This is a genomic window from Falsiroseomonas sp. (assembly GCF_051860665.1).
Lineage (GTDB): Bacteria > Pseudomonadota > Alphaproteobacteria > Acetobacterales > Acetobacteraceae > Falsiroseomonas.
This window is the reverse complement of record NZ_JBHYDM010000007.1, coordinates 1-17,931: the sequence shown is the minus strand read 5'-3', so window position 1 is coordinate 17,931 and position 17,931 is coordinate 1. Positions and strand designations below refer to the sequence as shown.

The 17,931-nt window shown below is 73.1% G+C and carries 13 protein-coding genes and 1 pseudogene; 8 read left to right on the top strand and 6 right to left on the bottom strand.

Annotated features, from left to right (window positions below):
• The first annotated feature begins 1 nt into the window (after window position 1).
• On the top strand, window positions 2-1,342 hold the full coding sequence (hemN, locus tag ACTIF1_RS09460; RefSeq protein ID WP_439596153.1) for an oxygen-independent coproporphyrinogen III oxidase: 1,341 nt from the start codon (window positions 2-4) through the stop codon (window positions 1,340-1,342).
• Here hemN and ACTIF1_RS09455 read toward each other — a convergent pair.
• Both ACTIF1_RS09455 and ACTIF1_RS09450 read right to left on the bottom strand, forming a co-directional pair.
• Complete coding sequence (locus tag ACTIF1_RS09455; RefSeq protein WP_439596152.1) at window positions 1,339-2,484, bottom strand: thiolase family protein; 1,146 nt, start codon at window positions 2,482-2,484, stop codon at window positions 1,339-1,341. The genes hemN and ACTIF1_RS09455 overlap by 4 nt on opposite strands.
• Window positions 2,481-2,834: a hypothetical protein gene (locus ACTIF1_RS09450; RefSeq protein ID WP_439596151.1), complete on the bottom strand. Its 354-nt coding sequence runs from the start codon at window positions 2,832-2,834 to the stop codon at window positions 2,481-2,483. Before ACTIF1_RS09450 ends, ACTIF1_RS09455 begins: the two co-directional genes overlap by 4 nt.
• A gap of 94 nt (window positions 2,835-2,928) precedes the next feature.
• On the opposite strand from ACTIF1_RS09450, the gene ACTIF1_RS09445 reads away from it, so the two are divergent.
• The 7 genes from ACTIF1_RS09445 (at window position 2,929) to ACTIF1_RS09415 (ending at window position 12,644) form a co-directional block, all read left to right on the top strand.
• The gene (locus ACTIF1_RS09445; RefSeq protein WP_439596150.1) at window positions 2,929-3,693 is read left to right on the top strand and encodes an SDR family NAD(P)-dependent oxidoreductase; all 765 of its coding nucleotides are present in this window, start codon (window positions 2,929-2,931) and stop codon (window positions 3,691-3,693) included.
• A gap of 13 nt (window positions 3,694-3,706) precedes the next feature.
• Window positions 3,707-4,531: a polysaccharide deacetylase family protein gene (locus ACTIF1_RS09440; RefSeq protein ID WP_439596149.1), complete on the top strand. Its 825-nt coding sequence runs from the start codon at window positions 3,707-3,709 to the stop codon at window positions 4,529-4,531.
• Between the two features lie 14 nt (window positions 4,532-4,545).
• The gene (locus ACTIF1_RS09435) at window positions 4,546-6,138 is read left to right on the top strand and encodes an ABC transporter substrate-binding protein (RefSeq protein ID WP_439596148.1); all 1,593 of its coding nucleotides are present in this window, start codon (window positions 4,546-4,548) and stop codon (window positions 6,136-6,138) included.
• A 76-nt stretch (window positions 6,139-6,214) separates the two neighbouring features.
• Window positions 6,215-8,497, top strand: a complete 2,283-nt coding sequence (locus ACTIF1_RS09430) for a heavy metal translocating P-type ATPase (protein ID WP_439596147.1) — start codon at window positions 6,215-6,217, stop codon at window positions 8,495-8,497.
• A complete protein-coding gene (locus ACTIF1_RS09425; protein WP_439596146.1) occupies window positions 8,494-9,309 on the top strand; it encodes a sulfite exporter TauE/SafE family protein in 816 nt (271 codons plus the stop codon). The genes ACTIF1_RS09430 and ACTIF1_RS09425 overlap by 4 nt, the downstream gene beginning before the upstream one ends.
• Window positions 9,309-10,796, top strand: coding sequence for a hypothetical protein (locus tag ACTIF1_RS09420; RefSeq protein WP_439596145.1), 1,488 nt, complete (start codon window positions 9,309-9,311; stop codon window positions 10,794-10,796). The genes ACTIF1_RS09425 and ACTIF1_RS09420 overlap by 1 nt, the downstream gene beginning before the upstream one ends.
• A gap of 252 nt (window positions 10,797-11,048) precedes the next feature.
• Window positions 11,049-12,644, top strand: coding sequence for a diguanylate cyclase (locus tag ACTIF1_RS09415; RefSeq protein WP_439596144.1), 1,596 nt, complete (start codon window positions 11,049-11,051; stop codon window positions 12,642-12,644).
• A gap of 12 nt (window positions 12,645-12,656) precedes the next feature.
• On the opposite strand, the gene ACTIF1_RS09410 is transcribed toward ACTIF1_RS09415, so the two are convergent.
• The 4 genes and pseudogenes from ACTIF1_RS09410 to ACTIF1_RS09395 all read right to left on the bottom strand — a co-directional run.
• Window positions 12,657-13,631, bottom strand: a complete 975-nt coding sequence (locus ACTIF1_RS09410) for a Bug family tripartite tricarboxylate transporter substrate binding protein (RefSeq protein ID WP_439596143.1) — start codon at window positions 13,629-13,631, stop codon at window positions 12,657-12,659.
• Between the two features lie 141 nt (window positions 13,632-13,772).
• Complete coding sequence (locus ACTIF1_RS09405; RefSeq protein WP_439596142.1) at window positions 13,773-16,091, bottom strand: putative bifunctional diguanylate cyclase/phosphodiesterase; 2,319 nt, start codon at window positions 16,089-16,091, stop codon at window positions 13,773-13,775.
• A gap of 10 nt (window positions 16,092-16,101) precedes the next feature.
• Window positions 16,102-16,611, bottom strand: coding sequence for a molybdopterin-dependent oxidoreductase (locus tag ACTIF1_RS09400; protein ID WP_439596141.1), 510 nt, complete (start codon window positions 16,609-16,611; stop codon window positions 16,102-16,104).
• 118 nt (window positions 16,612-16,729) lie between these two features.
• Window positions 16,730-17,931 (bottom strand): annotated as a pseudogene (locus ACTIF1_RS09395) (chromosome segregation protein SMC); the annotation flags it as partial.

The window sequence follows — 17,931 nt, the reverse complement described above, 5'->3', positions numbered from 1 at the left end:
GATGCTGACCACCACACCGCATGCGCTCGACACCACGCGCCTGGCGCTCGCGGAGCGGTCCGTGCCGCGCTACACCTCCTACCCCACCGCGCCGCATTTCCACGCCGGCGTCGGCAGTGCGGAGTATTCCGACTGGCTGGCGGCACTGGCGCCGGAGGCGACCCTCTCGCTCTATCTGCACGTGCCCTATTGCGCGGCGATGTGCGCCTATTGCGGCTGCCACACCAAGGTCACGCGGCAGCAGGCGCCGATCGAGGCCTATGTCGAATCCCTGATCGCCGAAATCCACCTGCTGGCGGCCGCCACGCCCGCGCGGCGCGTGACGCATCTGCATTGGGGCGGCGGCACGCCGAGCATGCTGGGCGAGGCCGGGCTGGAACGGGTGATGGCGGCGATCGCCTGGCACTTCGATCTTTCCGCGCTGGCGGAACACGCGATCGAGCTCGATCCGCGCAGCCTGACGCGCAGCCTGGCGAAGACGCTCGCGCGGCTGGGCGTGACGCGCGCCAGCCTCGGCGTGCAGGATTTCAACGCGGAGGTGCAGCGCGCCATCGGCCGCGTGCAGCCCTTCGAGCTGGTGCAGGCCAGCGTGGCATTCCTGCGCGAGGCCGGCATCGCCGCGATCAACTTCGACCTGATCCACGGCCTGCCGCTGCAGGGCGTCGAAGGCCTCGCGCATAGCATCCAGCTGGCGCATTCGCTCGCGCCGGACCGCATCGCGCTCTTCGGCTATGCGCATGTGCCCTGGATGAAGAAGCACCAGCGGCTGATCGACACGGCGCTGCTGCCGGGCGTGCCGGAACGGCTGGAACAGGCCCGCATGGCCCGCACGCTGCTCGGCGAACTTGGCTATACCGCGATCGGCCTGGATCACTTCACGCGGCCGGACGACCCGATGGCGCAGGCCGCCCGCGCCGGCACGCTGCGGCGCAATTTCCAGGGCTATACCACCGATGTGGCGGATGCGCTGCTCGGCCTCGGCGCCTCCTCCATCGGCCGGCTGCCGCAGGGGTTTGTGCAGAACGAGCCGGAGATCGGCGCCTGGCGCCGCCGCGTCGCCGCCGGCCAATTGCCCATCGCCCGCGGCCTGGCACTGACCGAGGACGACAAAGCGCGCGGCGCGGTGATCGAGCGGCTGATGTGCGATTTTTCCGTGCGTCCGCCGCCCCGGCTGCTGGCCGGCGCCTGGGACGAGCTGTGTGGGCTGCGCGAGGCCGGCATCCTGACTCTGGAGGACGGTGTGGTGGCGATGACGGCGGAGGGCGCGCCCTTCCTCCGCCTGGCCGCCGCCGCCTTCGACGCGCATCTGGCACGCGCGGGGCGGCATTCCACCGCGGTCTAGTCGCGTTGCAGCACATGCCCCACCGCCACGGCGCCGAGGCCGATCATATGCGCCATCGCCGTGCGCGCGCCCGGCTGCTGCCGCCCCTCCGCCTCGCCGCGCAATTGCCGCACGATCTCCGCCACCTGGCCGATGCCGGTGGGGCCGATGGGGTGCCCCATGCCGATCAGCCCGCCGGAGGGGTTCACCGCGCAGCGCCCGCCGATCTCCCAGGCGCCATCGCGCAGCCGCGCCGCGCCCTCGCCAGGCGGACAGAGGCCAAGCGCCTCGGCATAGACGATCTCCTCGATGCTGAAGGCGTCGTGCAGTTCCACGATGTCCAGCGCTGCCGCGTCGATCCCGGCCTGGCGCAGCGTCTCCAGCCCCGAATGGCGCACCATCTCGGCCATGCCGAAGGCGCCGGGCGGCACATCCGCCTCGCTGCTGGCGGTGGAGGCCAGCACGCGGATGGCGCGGCGGCGGTCGAGGCCAAGCCGCGCGATGGCCGCGTCGCTGGCCACGATGACGGCCGCGGCGCCCTCGCCGCGCGGGCAGCACTGCAAGGCCGTGAGATCCCCGGCGACGGGGGCGGAGGCCAGAACCTGTTCCAGGCTGCGCGGCTTGCGGAACTGGGCGAAGGGGTTCCGGGCCGCATTGCCGTGGTTCTTCACCGCGACGCGCGCCATGTCCGCTGGCGTCAGCCCGTGCCGGTCGCGCCACAGCCGCGCCAGCAGCGCGAATTCCACCAGCGGGCTGTGGTCGGTGGGCGAGAGTCGCGGCAGACCGTCCTTGTCCACCGCACGGTGGGAAAAGCCGTGCTTGTCCACGCCCAGCGCCAGCACGATGTCCCGCTGCCCGCTGCCCACCAGCAGGCAGGCCATCCGGAAGGCGGAGGAGCCGGAGGCGGAGGCATTCTCCACCTGCATCACCTCCAGCCCCGTGCCGCCCATATGCCGCAGCATGATGCGGCCGGCTGCCATGCCGAGGCCGGCGGTGCCGATCATCGCGGCCTCGATCTGCGGCCAGGCGAGGCCCGCATCCGCCAGCGCCGCGCGCAGCGCCGTGAGGCCGAGCGTGACATAGGGCGTGTGGCTGGCGAATTGGTAGCGGTGCATGCCGATGCCGACGACGCGCACCGGGCGCAGATCGCGGAGCGTGTTCATGCCATCGGCTCGAAGCGGCAGGCGCCCGCGCCATCCAGCACGGCGCGCATGCGCGTGCCCGGCGGCGGTTCCACCGTGCCGACCAGCACGCCATCCACCACGAGGCCTTCATCCAGCCGAAGCCGCGCCACCACCAGCGGCGGCACCACGCCGGGCAGCACGGGCTGGTGCAGCGTGATGCAGGCGAGCAGCGTGGCCGCGCCGCGGAGCTCCACGGGCTCCAGCCCGGGCGCGCCATAGGGCGAGCGCGGGAAGGTCAGCGCGCCGCTGGCGGGATCGCGCAGCGCCAGCAGCACCGCCCCCTCGCCATCCGCGGCGGGCGCACAAAGCCTCGGTTCGCGCAGATCCATGCTTTCGCTCCCTATTGGCGCGCAGGATAGCCGCCCCTTGACCGCACCGGATACTGGTCGGATCGTGGCGCGGGCCGCGAGGAATACACCTGCCATGCCGGATGTGCCGTCCCGCTTCACCGGCCGCATCGGCCTGGTTACCGGCGCCGCCTCGGGCCTCGGCCGTGGCGTGGCGCTGGCCCTCGCCGAGGAAGGCGCGCGGCTGGTGCTGTTCGATCGCGACGCGGCAGGGCTGGCGCAGGTGGCCGCCGCCTGCCCGAGCGCGCAGGCGGTGGTCGGCGATGTGACCAGCGCCGCCGACATGGACCGCGCCGCGGCGGCGCTCGATGCGCTCGGCCCCGCCACCCTGCTCGTCACCGCCGCCGGCATGCTGGGCCCGACGCGGCCGCTGCCGGAGGTGACGGAGGCGGAATTCGACCAGGTCTTTGGCGTGAACGTGAAGGGCACATGGCTGGCGCTGAAGGCGCTGCTGCCGCGCATGGAGCGCGCCGGCGGCGGCTCGGTGGTCACCATCGCCTCCGGCTCCGGCATTGTGGGCAATGCGGTCTTCCCGACCTACTCCGCCAGCAAGGGCGCGGTGGTGCTGATGACGCGCAGCGTCGCGGTGGGCCATGCCATGCAGGGCATCCGCGCCAATACCGTCTGCCCCGGCCAGATCGAGACGCCCATGCTGCGCGGCGTCTTTGCGCAGCTCGGCGATCGTGCCCAAGGCGTGGAGGCGATGTTCCGCGCCAAGAATCCGTCGGCGCGGTTCGGCGAGGTGCAGGAGGTGACGGCGGCCGTTCTGTTCCTGCTGAGCGATGCCGCCAGCTACATCAATGGTGCGGCCATGCCGATCGATGGCGGCAGGCTGGCATGAGGAAACATCCCGCATGGATATGAGCGTGAAATGGCCGAACGGCGCGCGCTGCGCCGTGGCGCTGACCTTCGACTTCGATGCCGAGACGCTCTGGCTGTCACGCGACCCCTCCAATGCCCGCCGCCCCGGCACGCTCAGCCAGGGCCAGTACGGCGCCAAGGTCGGCGTGCCGAAGATCCTGGAGACGCTGGGCGATGCCGGCGTGAAGGGCACCTTCTTCATTCCGGGCTGGACGGTCGAGAACCACACCGACCGTGCGGAAATGATCCTGAAAGCCGGGCACGAGATCGGGCATCACTCCTATTCCCACGCCTGGCCGGACCCGGATGCGCCGGAGAAGGACATCGAGGAAATGGAGAAGGGCCTCGAAAGCCTGAAGCGCGTGCTTGGCGTGGTGCCGAAGGGCTATCGCTCGCCGGCCGGCGAGACGACGGATGAGCTGGTGCGGCAGCTCGACAGGCACGGCTTCCTCTACGACAGCTCGATGATGGGCGATGTGAATCCCTATCGCCTGCCGCATCCGGATGGCGGGCGGCAGCTGGTGGAGCTGCCCTATCACTGGAGCCTGGACGACGCGCCCTTCGTGCTGTTCAGCGTGAAGACGCCGCGCCCGATCATGACCAACAGCCATATCCGCGAGGTCTGGCAGGAGGAGTTCCGCGAAATCCATCGCTGGGGCGGCTTCTACAACCTGGTGATGCACCCGCAGCTCTCGGGCCGCCCCAGCCGCATCGCGCTGCTGCGGGAGATGATCGAATTCATCCGCGGTTTCGACGATGTGTGGTTCGCCACCTGCACCGAGATCGCCGAAGCCTGGGCCGCCCAGGAAACCCGTTGAGAGGATTTTCGACAATGCAGATCACCCGCAGGCAAGCGCTGGCCGGTGCCGGCATTACGCTCCTCGGCAGCGGCGCACGGGCCCAGGCCCAGGCGGCGCCCTTCCGCTTCATCGTCAATGTCGGGCTGCAGAATCTCGACCCGATCTCCAGCCCCAGCTTCGTCACCCGCAATTTTGCCTACCTGGTCTTCGACACGCTGGTCTCGATGGACAGCCGCGGCGACTACAAGCCGCAGATGCTGGCGGGCTGGGAGATCAGCGCCGATCGCCTGACCTGGATCTTTGCGCTGCGTCCCGGCCTCGCCTTCCATGACGGCAGCCCGGTGACGGCGGAGGATTGCGTCGCCTCGCTGAAGCGCTGGGGCGGCCGCGATTCCATTGGCCGCCGCCTGATGGCCGCGACGGAAAGTCTCACCGCCACCGATGCCCGCCACTTCACGCTGAAACTGTCGAAACCCTTTGGCGGGGTGCTGGAGGCATTGGGCAAACCCTCGGTGCATGTGCCCTTCATCATGCCCGCGCGCATCGCCAATGCGACGCCACCGGCGCAGCAGGTGCCGGAGATCATGGGCTCCGGCCCCTTCCTGTTCCAGCGCGCCGGCTGGATCCCCGGCGAGCGCGCCAGTTTTGCGCGCAACGCCCGCTACGTCCCGCGCGACGAAGCCGCGGATGGCCTGGCCGGCGGCAAGATCGCAAAGCTGGATCGCGTCGAGATGGCGACCATGTCCGACCCCGGCCTGCGCGTCGCCGCCTTGCAGACGGGCGAGGTCGACTATCTGGAATATGCGCCGGTCGACTACCTGCCCCGCCTGCGCAGCAACCGCCAGATGACCATTGCCCAGGCCGGCGGCCAGGCGACGCTGATGTACTGCGCCAGCCTCAACCACTACCTGCCGCCCTTCGACAACGTCCTGGTGCGCCGCGCCGTGCAGCAGGCGCTGGACCGGATGGAGGTGCTGGCCGGCGCCGGCTTCGGCGAGGGCTTGGGCCAGCCTGATTGCGCCAGCCTCTTCATGTGCGGCGCGCCCTATTCCAGCACGGAGGGCAGCGACCTCATCGCCCAGCCGAGCCTGGATCGCGCCCGCGCCCTGCTGCAGCAGGCCGGCTACACCAACCAGCGCGTGGTGCTGCTGCATCCGGCGGACAGCCCGCTGCTGAATCCCTATGGGCTGGTGATGATCGACCGCCTGAAGCGCGCCGGCTTCAACCTGGATGTGCAGGCCAGCGACTGGGCCTCCATCGCGCAGCGCTGGGTGCAACGCCAGCCGCTGGACCAGGGCGGCTGGAACATCGTGCCGGTGGTCTATACCGGCTTCGACCTGGCGAATCCGCTCTCCAACATGGGCGTCGGCTTCAACTGCACGGACAACCAGCCCTGGGGCTATTGCGACGCGGCCATGGCGCCCGTGCTGCAGGAATTCGAGGCCGAGAGCGACCCGGCGCGCCGCCGCGCCCTGGCTGGCCAGTTGCAGAAGCTGGCCTTCGAGGCCGCGACCTTCCCCATCGCCGGCCAGTTCCGCAGCCCCGCGGTCTGGCGCAGCGAACTGCGCGGGGTGATCGACTTCGGCTTCCCCGTGATCTGGAACATCGAGAAGCCGGCGCGGTAGATTGATGTGACTTAAGGCGCGCCCGCGCCGCGTGGGGCAGGATGCGGCACGCCCTGCAACCTCCGGAAGCCAGCCCATGCGCCGCTATCTGCTGCTGATCTGGGTGGCGATCGGGCTTGGGGCCGGCGGTGCGCTCAGCATGGCGGGTTTCGCGCAGCCCGCGGGCTGGGTGCTCTCGGCCGCGGTGCTACCCGTGGCGCTGCATGTGGCGGTGGGGCTGCTGCGCGCCCTGGCCGGCGGGCGGCTCGGCGTGGATGTGGTGGCGCTGGCAGCCATGCTGGGTGCCCTCGCCCTCGGCCAATTCGCCGCCGCCGCTGTCATCGGCCTGATGGTGGCGGGTGGGGAGGCGCTGGAGGCCTGGGCGCAGGGCCGCGCCACCTCCGCCCTCACTGCGCTGATGGCCCGCGCCCCGCGCCAGGCCCTGCGGCTGGAGGGCGAGGCCATCACCGAGATCGGCGTGGCGGAAATCCGTCCCGGCGACCTGCTGCTGGTCCGCCCCGGCGCCACGGTGCCGGCCGATGGCACGCTGGAGGATGCGGCCGCCACGCTGGATGACAGCGCGCTCACCGGCGAATCCCTGCCGGTGGAGGCCACCCAGGGCGCGGCGCTGCGCAGCGGCGCGGTGAATGCGGGCGGCGCCTTCCGGATGCGCGCGGCGCGGGATGCCGCCGCCAGCACCTATTCCGCCATCCTGCGGCTCACCGCCCAGGCGGCGGAGGCCCGCGCCCCGCTGGCGCGGCTGGCGGATCGCTGGGCGCTGGGCTTCACCGCGGCCACGGCGCTGCTGGCCGGCGGCGCCTGGGCCGCCAGTGGCGATCCGCTGCGCGCGCTGGCCGTGCTGGTGGTCGCCACCCCCTGCCCGCTGATCCTGGCCGCCCCGGTGGCGCTGATGGCCGGCATCGGCCGGGCGGCGCGGCGCGGCATCGTAGTGAAGGGCGGCGGCGCGCTGGAACGGCTGGCACGGGTGCGGACCGTGATCTTCGACAAGACCGGCACGCTGACCCCCGGTCAGCCGCGCCTCGCCGCCATGGATGCCGATCCGGCGCTGGGGCGGCAGCCAGCGCTGCGGCTGGCGGCCGCGCTGGCCCAGGGCTCCTCCCACCCCGTCTCCGCCGCCCTGGTCGCCGCCGCCCAGGGCATGGCGCTGCCGGTGCCGGAGCAGGTGACGGAGGTGGCCGGCGGCGGCCTACTCGGCCGGGTGGAGGGGCAGGCGCTGATGCTGGGCTCCGAGGGTTTTCTGCTCGGCCAGGGGCTGGAGCCGCGCCCCGGCTTCGGCATCGCCGTGCAGGTGGCGGCCGCGGCCGGCTCCGTCGCCTGGCTGGCCGTGGAAGGGCGCGTCGCAGCCGCCTTCGTCATGGCGGACGGGCTGCGCCAGGATGCGCCGCGCGCGGTGCGCCGGCTGCGCGCGCTCGGCATCGCGCGGATCCTTCTGCTGAGCGGCGACCGTGCCGCCGCCGTGGCGCCGATCGGCCGCGCGCTGCGCCTCGATGCCGTGCTGGCGGACCAGGCGCCGGAGGCCAAGCTGGCGGCGGTGCGGCGTGAATCCGCCGCCGCCCCTACCGCCATGGTCGGCGATGGCGTGAACGACGCCCCGGCCCTGGCCGCCGCCGATGTCGGCATCGCCATGGGCGCCGCCGGCACCGCCGCGGCGGCGGAGGCCGGCGACGTGGTGTTGCTGGTGGACCGCGTGGACCGGGTGGCGGAGGCGATCGCCATCGCCCGCCGCTCCCGCGCCATCGCGCTGCGGGCGATCGGCCTGGGCATGGGCCTGTCCGGCATCGCGATGGGCTTCGCCGCCGCCGGGCTGCTGCCGCCGCTCGCCGGCGCCCTGGTGCAGGAGGGGGTGGACGTCGCCGCCATTCTCTACGCCCTGACCGCACTTCGCGCAGGCCGGGGCGAAGCCGCGCCCGAGGCCCTCCCGACGGAGGCGGGCTTCGCCGAACGCCAGGCCGAGCATGCCGGGCTGCGCGAGCTGGCCGATGCGCTGGGCACCGCCGCCACCGCGACCAGCCTGCCCACCCTGGCCGCGCTGGAGGCCCGGCTGCGCCAGGACCTGCTGCCGCACCAGAGGGCGGAGGAGCGCAGCCTTTACCCGGCCGCAGCGCTGCGCCTCGGCGGGCAGGACCCGATGGCGCCGCTGATCCGCATGCATGCCGAGATCGAGACCCTGGCCGAGCGCCTGGCCGCGCTGCTGGGCCTGCCGCCCGGCACGGCGACGGAGGGCGAGCTGCGCCGTACCCTCTTCGCGCTGGAGGCGCTGCTGCGCCTGCACCTGACGGTGGAGGAGGAGATGCTGGCGGGGCTGGAGGCCGAGCCGGGCTTGCCCCCGCACGCCGCAGGGGAGAGGCTGCCGCGATGATGCAGGCCCTCGCCAGCTATTCCCCGGCCGCCGCCGTGATGCTGGCGCTGGCCGGCGCCGTGATCGGCGCGATCGGCGGGCTGCTCGGCATCGGCGGCGGCGTGGTCGCCGTCCCGGTGCTGCTGGAGGTTTTTGCCCGGCGCGGCCTGGCGCCGGAACAGGTGCTGCCGCTCTGCATCGGCACCGCGCATCTGGTGGTGGCGCTGGCGGCACTGCCCGCCGCCTGGGGCCATGCGCGCGGCGGCCGGCTGGATTTCGGCGTGCTGCGCGCCTGGACGCCGGCGGTGCTGGGCGGCGGGCTGATCGGCCTGCTGCTGGCCCATGCGCTCCCGCCAGCCCTGTCCACCGGCCTGTTTGCCGGGCTGGTGGCCCTGCTGGCGCTGCGCATGGGGCTGGCCAGCGGTTTCGTGCTGGCCCCCGCACCGCCCGCCCCGCCGCTCGGCCTGGTGCCGCCGGCCCTGGTGGGCGGGCTGGCGGCGGCGCTGGGCATCGGCGCCGGCACGCTGAGCGGGCCGGTGCTCGGCCTGTTCCGCGTGCCGCTGGCGCGCGCCGCCGGCGCCGGGGCGGTGTTCAACCTGGCGGTGGCGGCCCCCGCCACCCTGGCCTTTGCGCTGGCCGCGCCGGCGCGGCTGCCCGATGCGGTGGGGGAGGTGGCGCTGGGCGCCGCCGCGCTGCTGGCGCTGCCCGCCATGCTGGTGGCGCCGCTCGCGGCCCGGCTGAGCGGCCGGCTGCGGGAGGCGCTGCTGCGCCGGCTTTTCGCCGCGGGCCTCGCGCTGATCGCCCTGCATGTGCTGCTGCGGGCGCTGGCGTGATGCTAACCGGCGACCAGCCCCCCCGCCGCGGCCTGCTGGCGCCGCTCGCCATGCTGAACCGGCGCACCGCCCCGCCGCTGCTGATCTACCTGGTGGCCGGCGCCAGCGGCTTCGCCGCCATCGCCGAGACCTTCTGGGTGCGCGACAGCCTCGGCCTGTCGGCCTCCAGCCTGCTGGCGCTGGCCGCCTGGCTGACGGTGCCCTGGACGCTGAAGATGGTGATCGGCCACTTGGTGGATACGGTGCCCATCCTGGGGTCGCGCCGCCGCGCCTATGTGCTGCTCGGCACGGCGCTGCAGATCGGCGCCAACCTGATGCTGGCCGCCGCCGCCGCGGGGATGACCGGGCCGGTGCCGGCGGAGGCTGCCTATATCGCCGCCTCCCTCGCCGCCGTGCTGGGGCTGGTGGTGCAGGACAGCGTGGCGGATGCGATGACGACGGAGGTGGTGGACCGCACCCACCCGGATGGCACGCCGCGGCCGGAGGCGGTGGTGCAGGCGGAGCTGGGCGATATCCAGGTGCTCGGCCGCGTCGCGCTGATGGGCGGCGCCTTCCTGGTGGCCGGCGCCGGCGGCTGGCTGGCGCAGGTCCTGCCGGCGGCCACCATCTTCCTGATGGCCGCCGCCCTGCCGCTGCCGAGCCTCCTCGCCGCCTTGCTGCTGCGCGAATCGCATGAGGCGCCGGGCGCGCGGGATCCGCGCATCCTCTGGGGCGGGCTCGGCTTCGGCGCGGCGATGCTGGGCCTGGGCATCGGCCAGCCACCCTTTGCGGAGGAGATCGGCTTCCTGCTGACGCTGGCCGTCATCCTGGCCCTGCTGAAGGTGACGGTGGCGGAGGTGCCGGCGGCGACGAAGCGGGCCATGGCGGCGGCGGGCCTCATCATCTTCGCCTTCCGCGCCGCGCCCTCCCCCGGCCCGGCGCTGCAATGGTGGCAGATCGACGTGCTGGGCTACAGCCAGGCCTTCTTCGGCACGCTCGGCCAGCTCGGCACCGGCCTGACCATCGCGGGCGCGCTGCTGCTGGGCGGGCGGATCGTGCGCTGGCCGCTGGGGGCGGTGTTCTTCTGGCTGGCGGTGCTGAACGCCGCCTTCATGCTGCCCAGCATCGGCATGCTCTTCGGGCTGCATGAATGGACCGAACAGGTCTTCGGCTTCGGCGCGCGCACCATCGGCCTGGTCGATGCCGCCTTCTCCGCCCCCCTGGCCCAGCTCGCCATGATCCCGATGCTGACGCTGATCGCGATGCATGCGCCGGAGGGGCGGCGCGCCACCTGGTTCGCGCTCATGGCCTCCCTGATGAACCTGGCGCTGCAGGCCGGCGCCATCGCCTCACGCGGGTTGAACGCGGTCTTCGTGGTGGGGCGCGGCGATTACGCGCAGCTGCCGGCGCTGGTCATCGCGGCCACGCTGGTCGGGCTCGCCCTGCCGCTGCTGGCCATCGGGCTGTTCGGCCGGCGCCTTTCGCCGCGCACCGCACCGCCGGGCTGAGGGGCCGGTCCGGCCGCGGGAAAAGCCGCAGGCCGCAGCGCGCCGGCGGCAGGCCATGATTGCGGGACACGCGGCTTGGTGGCAGGATCGTTTGCGCTTCGCGTGAGTGGCCATGCCCTCAATGCGCGTGCACGCCGGCTCCACCTGGCTCGCCATCCTGCTGGCGGTCGCGTCCCAGCCGAGCGGAGACGTGACCAGCTCGGCCGGGTGGTGATCCCGACCCTTCGATTCCAGTGAGACGCAACCGACCCGATGCGACACCCCGTGATGGGCGGCTCCGGCTCCAGCATCCCCGCGCCGGCCCCAGCCACGCGACAGGCGCGTGGCCTCGGCCGGTTGACGGCCGGGCGGCTGGTGCTGGGCAATCTCCTGGTCGCGTTGCTCTATGCCGGGCTCGGTGCGGCGGCCGGCCTGTTCTTCGCCCGCTTCGGCCTGTTCCCCTCGCCCATCTGGCTGCCCGCGGGCGTCGCCGCCGTGGCCTGCCTGCTGGCGGGCTGGCGGCTGGTGCCGGGGCTTTTCACCGCCTCCTTCGCAGTGAATTACCTGCTGCTGGATGCGGCGCTGCTGACCGCCGGGCTGATCTCGCTCAGCAACAGCCTGGGCCCGCTGGCCGGCGCCTGGCTGACCCGCCGCCTACGGCCGCCCACCGGCCTCTTCACCCGCCTGCGCGGCGTCTTCGGCTTCCTCGCCGGCAGCGTGGTGCTGCATGCGGCGGTCACCAGTGGCGGCGGCACCGCGGCGCTGCTGCTGGCCGGCGGCCTGCCGCTGGAGGCGGGCTATGCCGTGGCCTCCCAATGGCTGCTGAGCGATGCGGGCGGCGTCTTCTTCCTGGCCCCCGCGCTGATGCTCTGGCTGGGCGTGGAGCGCACGCCGCCCGCCCCGGGCACGGCGGCGGGCACGGCGGATACGCTGGTGCTGGCCGCCACCGCAGGCCTCACCGCCCTGGTCTTCGCCCTGCCGCCGCCACTCGCCGCACTGGTGCAGCCGGAGGCGGTCTTCCTGCTGACCATCCCGGTAACCTGGGTGACGCTGCGCATCTCGCTGCGCGCCGCCTATTCGCTGCTGACGCTGATCAGCGTGGTGGCCACCGTCGGCACGCTGGCCGGCCTCGGCCCCTTCCAGCCGGAGGTGGTGGCCAATCCGCTGCGCGCGGTCGGCATGATGATCGTGCTGATGGCCACCAATGCCCTGGCGCTGATGGCCCTGCTGAGCGAGCGGCGGGAGGCGGAGGCGCTGCTGGCCGAGGGCAATGCGCGGCTGACGGCGGAGGTCGCGGCCCGCACCGCCGAGCTGCGCCATCGGGCGGAGACGGATGACCTGACCGGCATCGGCAATCGCGGCCATTTCCTGCGCTGCCTGACGGAGGCCTTCGCGGAGGCGCGGCGGCAGGGCAGCCCGCTGGCGCTGGTGGTGCTGGACCTCGACCATTTCCGCCCGCTGAACGACATGCGCGGCCATGCGGCGGGCGACCTGGCGCTGCAGGCCGTGGCGCAGCTCTGCGCGGCGCAGCTGGAAGGCTGGAATGCGAGCTTCGGCCGGCTGGGCGGGGAGGTCTTCGCCGCCCTGCTGCCCGGCTCCGGCGCGGTGGAGGGGGCCTCCCTCGCCGAGGGGCTGCGCGCCGCCATCGCGCGGCACAGCTTCACCTTCGAGGATGACGCGGTGCCGGCGCGGATGACCGCGAGCCTCGGCGTCACCGGCCTGCTGCCCGGCGATGCCTCGGCCGAGGAGCTGCTGAAGCGCGCCGATGCCGCCGTCTTCCTGGCCAAGGCCAAGGGCCGCAACCGGGTGGAGGTGCGCATGGTGACCGAGGTGCCGACCGAGATGCGGGCCCGCAACCTCGGGCGCTAGAGTCTAGATCCTTCAGCCGTCCAGCCGCACATTCGCCGCCCGTGCCACCTCGCGCCACTTGGCGATCTCGGCGGCGATGAAGCGGCCGTATTCCTCGGGCGTGCCGGGGTCGGGGAAGCCGCCCAGCTGCACCATGCGGGCGGCCACCGCCGGGTCGCGCAGGATCGCCACCGCATCCGCATTCACCCTGCGGATGATCGCCGCCGGCGTGCCGGCGGGGGCCACGATGCCGGACCAGCCCAGCGCCTCGAAGCCCGGCGAGACGCTTTCCGCCACCGTCGGCACGTCCGGAAGCTGCGGCGTGCGGGCGCGGCCGGTGGCGGCCAGCGGCTTGATGCGGCCCGCCTGGATATTCGGCAAGGCGGAGGCCAGGCTGTCCACCATCACCTTCACATTGCCGGCGATCAGATCCGCCATGGCCGGGCCGCTGCCGCGATAGGGCACGTGCTGCATCTGCAGGCCCAGCCGGTGCGCCAGCATCTCCGCCGTCATGTGCTGCGCCGTGCCCGGCCCGGCGGAGGCGTATTGCACCCGCCCCGGCTGCGCCCTGGCCAGCGCCACGAAGCCCGCGATGTCATGCGCCTCGAAGCTCGGATGCGCCACGAAGACCAGCGGCAGGGTGAAGATATTGGTGACCGCGGCGAAATCGCGCTCCGCGTCATAGGGCAGCCGCGCCATGACGGAGGGGTTCACGCCGAGCGTGCCGGAGGTGCCGATGCCGAGCGTATAGCCATCCACCGGCGCGCGGGCCACGGCATCCATGCCGATGGCACCCGCGCCGCCCGCGCGATTCTCCACCACCACCCGCTGCGGCCAGCGGCGCGACAGCTCATCCGCCATGACGCGGGCAAAGATGTCGGCCGCCTGGCCCGGGGGGAAGGGCACGATCATGCGGACCGGCCGCTCCGGCCAGGATTCCTGCGCCCGGGCGGCGTGAAGGGCGGGCAGCGCCAGCGCGGCGCCCAGCAGCAGGCGGCGGGTCGTCATCTCGGTTTCCCCCAAGCGGCGGCGGTTGGCCCGCCGCCATTCCGGATTCCTGACGCGCGCCGAGGCCGGCGCGCAACGCATCATCTAACGCATGCATTGTTGCGGCGAGTGCCGGACCTGGTCAAGCCGCTGCCGCGGCGCTCACGCCGCGCTGCGGGCCGCCGGCGAGCCCGGTGGACGCGCCGCCAGTTCGGCCAGCGCGGTCGGTGTCATCGGCCGGCCGAGCAGGAAGCCCTGCACCTGGTCGCAGCCGAGCTGCCGCAGCACGGCGAGCTGGCCCGGCGTCTCCACCCCCTCCGCCACCACCTCCGCCCCCAGCCCATGCGCCAGCCGGAGGATGGCATCGAGGATGCGCCGGCCGGGTCCGGCTTCCTCCAGCCCGGCGATGAAGGTGCGATCCACCTTGATGACGTCGAAGGCCAGGTGCTGCAGATAGCCGAGCGAGGAATAGCCGGTGCCGAAGTCATCGAGCGCCACCCGCACGCCCATGCCGCGCAGCGCCTTGAAGCTGCGCGAGGCGGCTTCCGCGCTGCGCAGGAAGACTCCCTCGGTCACCTCCACCTCCAGCAGCGCCGGGTCGCATCCGGTCGCCGCCAGCGCCTCCTCCACCAGACGCACGCCCTGCTCGGCGCTGAAATGCCCGGCGGAGAGATTGACCGCCACCGGCAGGTGCAGGCCCTGGGCGCGCCAGGCCATGGCCTGGCGGCAGGCCATGTCCAGCACCAGCTGGGTGATCGGATGGATCAGCCCGGTCTCCTCCGCCACCGGCACGAAGAGGCTGGGGGAGACCAGGCCGCGCTCCGGATGGGTCCAGCGCAGCAGCGCCTCGCAGCCCTTGATGCTGCCATCGCCGATGCGGAATTTCGGCTGGTAGGCCAGGGTTAGTTCGCCCCGGCCAAGGGCCTGGCGCAGATCCTCCTCGATCCGCCGCCGCTCCCGCAGCCCTTCCTCCTGCTCCATGCTGAACAGCACGGCGCGGCCGCGGCCGCCGGCCTTGGCGCGATACAGCGCGATATCGGCACGGCTCAGCAGCGCCTCCACCGTCATGCCATGCTCGGGCGCCAGCGCGGTGCCGATGCTGGCGCCGGCGCGCAGCGTATAGCCCTGCAGGCGATAGGGCTGGCCGAGCAGCTCGGTCAGCCGCTCCGCCAGGATCCGGGCCTCCGAAAGGGCAGCCAGGTTGGGCTGGATCACGGCGAATTCGTCGCCGCCCAGCCGCGCCAGCATATCCCCCTCCCGCAGCGCGCCGCGCATGCGGGCGGAGGCCGCCAGCAGCAGCTGGTCGCCGACGGGGTGACCCAGGCTGTCGTTCACTTCCTTGAAGTGATCGAGGTCGATGCAATGCACCGCCACCATGCGCCCCGGCTCGGCGCGGCCGAGCAGCGACTTCAGATGGCTGCCGAAGAGCAGGCGATTGGGCAGGTCGGTCAGCGTGTCGTGCTCCGCCAGGTGGCGGATGCGCCGGTCCGCCGCGCGCTGCTCCGTCACGTCGAGCGCCACGCGCACCACCCGCAGCAGCGCGCCATTGCCGGCGAAGACCGGCGCGGTGCTGACCAGCAGCGTGCGGGTGGTGCCGTCGCAATAGTTCAGCGTGGCTTCCTGCGGCGGCACCGCGGTGCGATGCGACAGCACGCGCGCGATATCCTCCTCCACCGCGGAGCCCGCGCCCAGTTCGCTCGGCCGCCGGCCCAGCGCCTCCGCCTCCTGCTTCAGCCGGGCGAGGCCGAGATAGGCGTCGTTGACCAGCACGATGCGCCCTTCCTCGTCGAAGGCGGCGACGCCGATCGGCAGCGCATCCACCAGCACGCGCAGCGTCCGTTCCGCCTGCCCCGCGCGCCGCGCGCCGCGCGCGACCAGCAGCAGCAGCAGCAGCGCCGCCAGCAGCAGCCCGCCGAGGCTGACCAGGAAGACCAGGCTGAGATGGCGCGCGCTGGCCCGTGCCTCCTCCACCGCGCGGCGACGTTCGGTATGCAGTGCCAGGTTCAGCCGCGTCAGCAGCAGGTCGGCCTCCTGCGCCACCGCGTCGATCCGCGCCAGCGGCACCGTGGCGCCGGGCTGCAGCGTGAGGACATCCGCCTCCACCTGCTCCAGCGCCATCTGCAGTCCGCTGACGATATCGCCGTGGTCGAGCACGGAGCGCGTATTCGCCTCCTCCGCCCCCACCAGCAGCGGCAGGCGGCTCAGCAGGATCTCGTAGCGCTCCAGCAGGCGGTCCTTGTCCCAGCCCGGATCGGCGCGGTCGAAGCGCAGCAGGGCGACGCGGAAGCGGTGCAATTCCACCAGCGCCTGGGTGCTGAACCAGATGGAGACGCGCTGGCTGCCGGCCTCCAGCCGCAGCTGTTCCCGCGCCCGCTGCAGCGAGACGCCGACCGAGAGCACGAAGAGCAGGCCGGCCGCCAGCAGCAGCGCGGCCGTGGTGCGGCCGGGCGTCCGCAACCAGGGGCGGGAAAGGCGCGGCATCGTGGCCGGCTCAGATCACGTCGATCGACCGGACCTGCCAGATCGCCCTGTCCCGGTAGATCGGCAGGTCCAGCTCCGGCCGGTCGGTCCAGGGGTAGATGAGCCAGATCGGCCCGCGATCGCGAATGCGCAGCGGCGCGCCGTCCTGCCGTGTCGCCAGCAGCGCGCCGTTGCGGTCGGCGTCCTGGCGCGGCAGGGTCACCGCGTAATCGTTCAGCGCCTGCGCCCGCAGCGTCTCCCCCTGGGCGGAGACCGCCTGCAGCAGGCGGGCCAGCGGCACGCCGCTGAAGCGCCGCACCTCGCTGCCGGTCCATCGGGTCTCGGTATGCAGGTCCTGCAGGCCCAGCGCCTCCAGCCCCGCCAGGTCGAAGTCCCGCGTGCCGCCGGCGATGCGCCCGCTGACCCGCAGGATGATGCGGCCCTGCGCCGGGGAAGCCGCCCCACCGCCGGGCTGCGCCTGCGCAGCGAACCCTGCCAGGGCACCGACCAATGGCAGGATGGCGAGACGACGACGGCGCACTGCGGGACATCCTGGAGCAAGGGGAGCCGCGCGCAGTTTTTTCGCGGGGTGGGGCAATCTGGACGGGAAGAGTCACCAACGGGTTAATCGCGCCGTGCCGCGGCGACCCCTCAGCCACTCAGCCCGGGCTGCCCTCCACCATCTCCACCGCCCGCTGCAGGTCGACGCTGAGCAGGCGGGAGACGCCGCGTTCCTGCATGGTCACGCCATAGAGCCGATGCATCCGCGCCATGGTCAGCGGATGGTGCGTGACGATCAGGAAGCGCGTGCCGCCGCGTCCCTCGGCATCCGGCGCCGCCATCACCTCCAGCAGGTCGCAGAGGCGCTCCACATTCGCATCGTCCAGCGGCGCATCCACCTCGTCCAGCACGCAGACGGGCGCCGGGTTGCAGCGGAAGACGGCGAAGACGAGGGAGAGCGCCGTCAGCGCCTGCTCCCCGCCCGAGAGCAGGTTCAGCGAGGACAGTTTCTTGCCGGGCGGCTCCGCGAAGATCTCGAGGCCGGCTTCCAGCGGATCGTCGGAGCCGACGAGCGCCAGATGCGCGCGGCCGCCGCCGAACAGGCGCGTGAACAGGGCGCGGAATTCAGTATCGACCTTGTCGAAGACCACGCGCAGGCGTTCGCGGCCTTCGCGGTTCAGGTGTCCGATGACGCCGCGCAGCTTGGCGATGGCCGTCGCCACTTCCTGGCGCTCGGTCTCGATGCGCGCGCGGGTCGCGTCGAGGTCATTCAGCTCCGCCTCCGCGCGGAGATTGACCGGCCCCATCTCCTCCCGCTCGCGGGTCAGGCGCTCCATCTTGCGGCGCGCTTTTTCCTCGATCTGGTCGGTCAGCTCGCCCTCGGGCGCGGGCAGGGCCGCATGCCCTTCGCCGAGTCGCTCGACGATGCGTTCCTCCACCGCCAGCGCCGCGGCCTCCGCCTGGCCGGCGGCGCCCTCGGCGCGCAGCTGGGACTCGCGTGCCTGGGCAAAGGCGGCATCGGCGCTGCGGCGGGCGAGCGCCGATTCGCGGTCCTCCGCCTCGGCCGCGGCCAACGCCTTGGCGGCGGCCGCGTGGGTGGCTTCCGCCTCGGCCAGGGCGCGGCCGGCCGTCGCGCGCTGGGCGGCGGCGGTCTCGGGCGCCTCGGCGAGTTCGTCGCGCTCGGCGGCAGCGGCGGCAGCGCGGCGGGCGAGGTCCTGGCGGCGGCCGGCGGCCTCGGCCTTGCGACGGGCCCATTCGGCGCGTTCCGGGCCGATCGCCGCCTGGCGTTGCGCGATGCGCGCGGCCTCCGCGGCGAGCGTCGCGCGGCTGTCGCGGCAGCCGGCCTCGGCCTCCCGCGCCG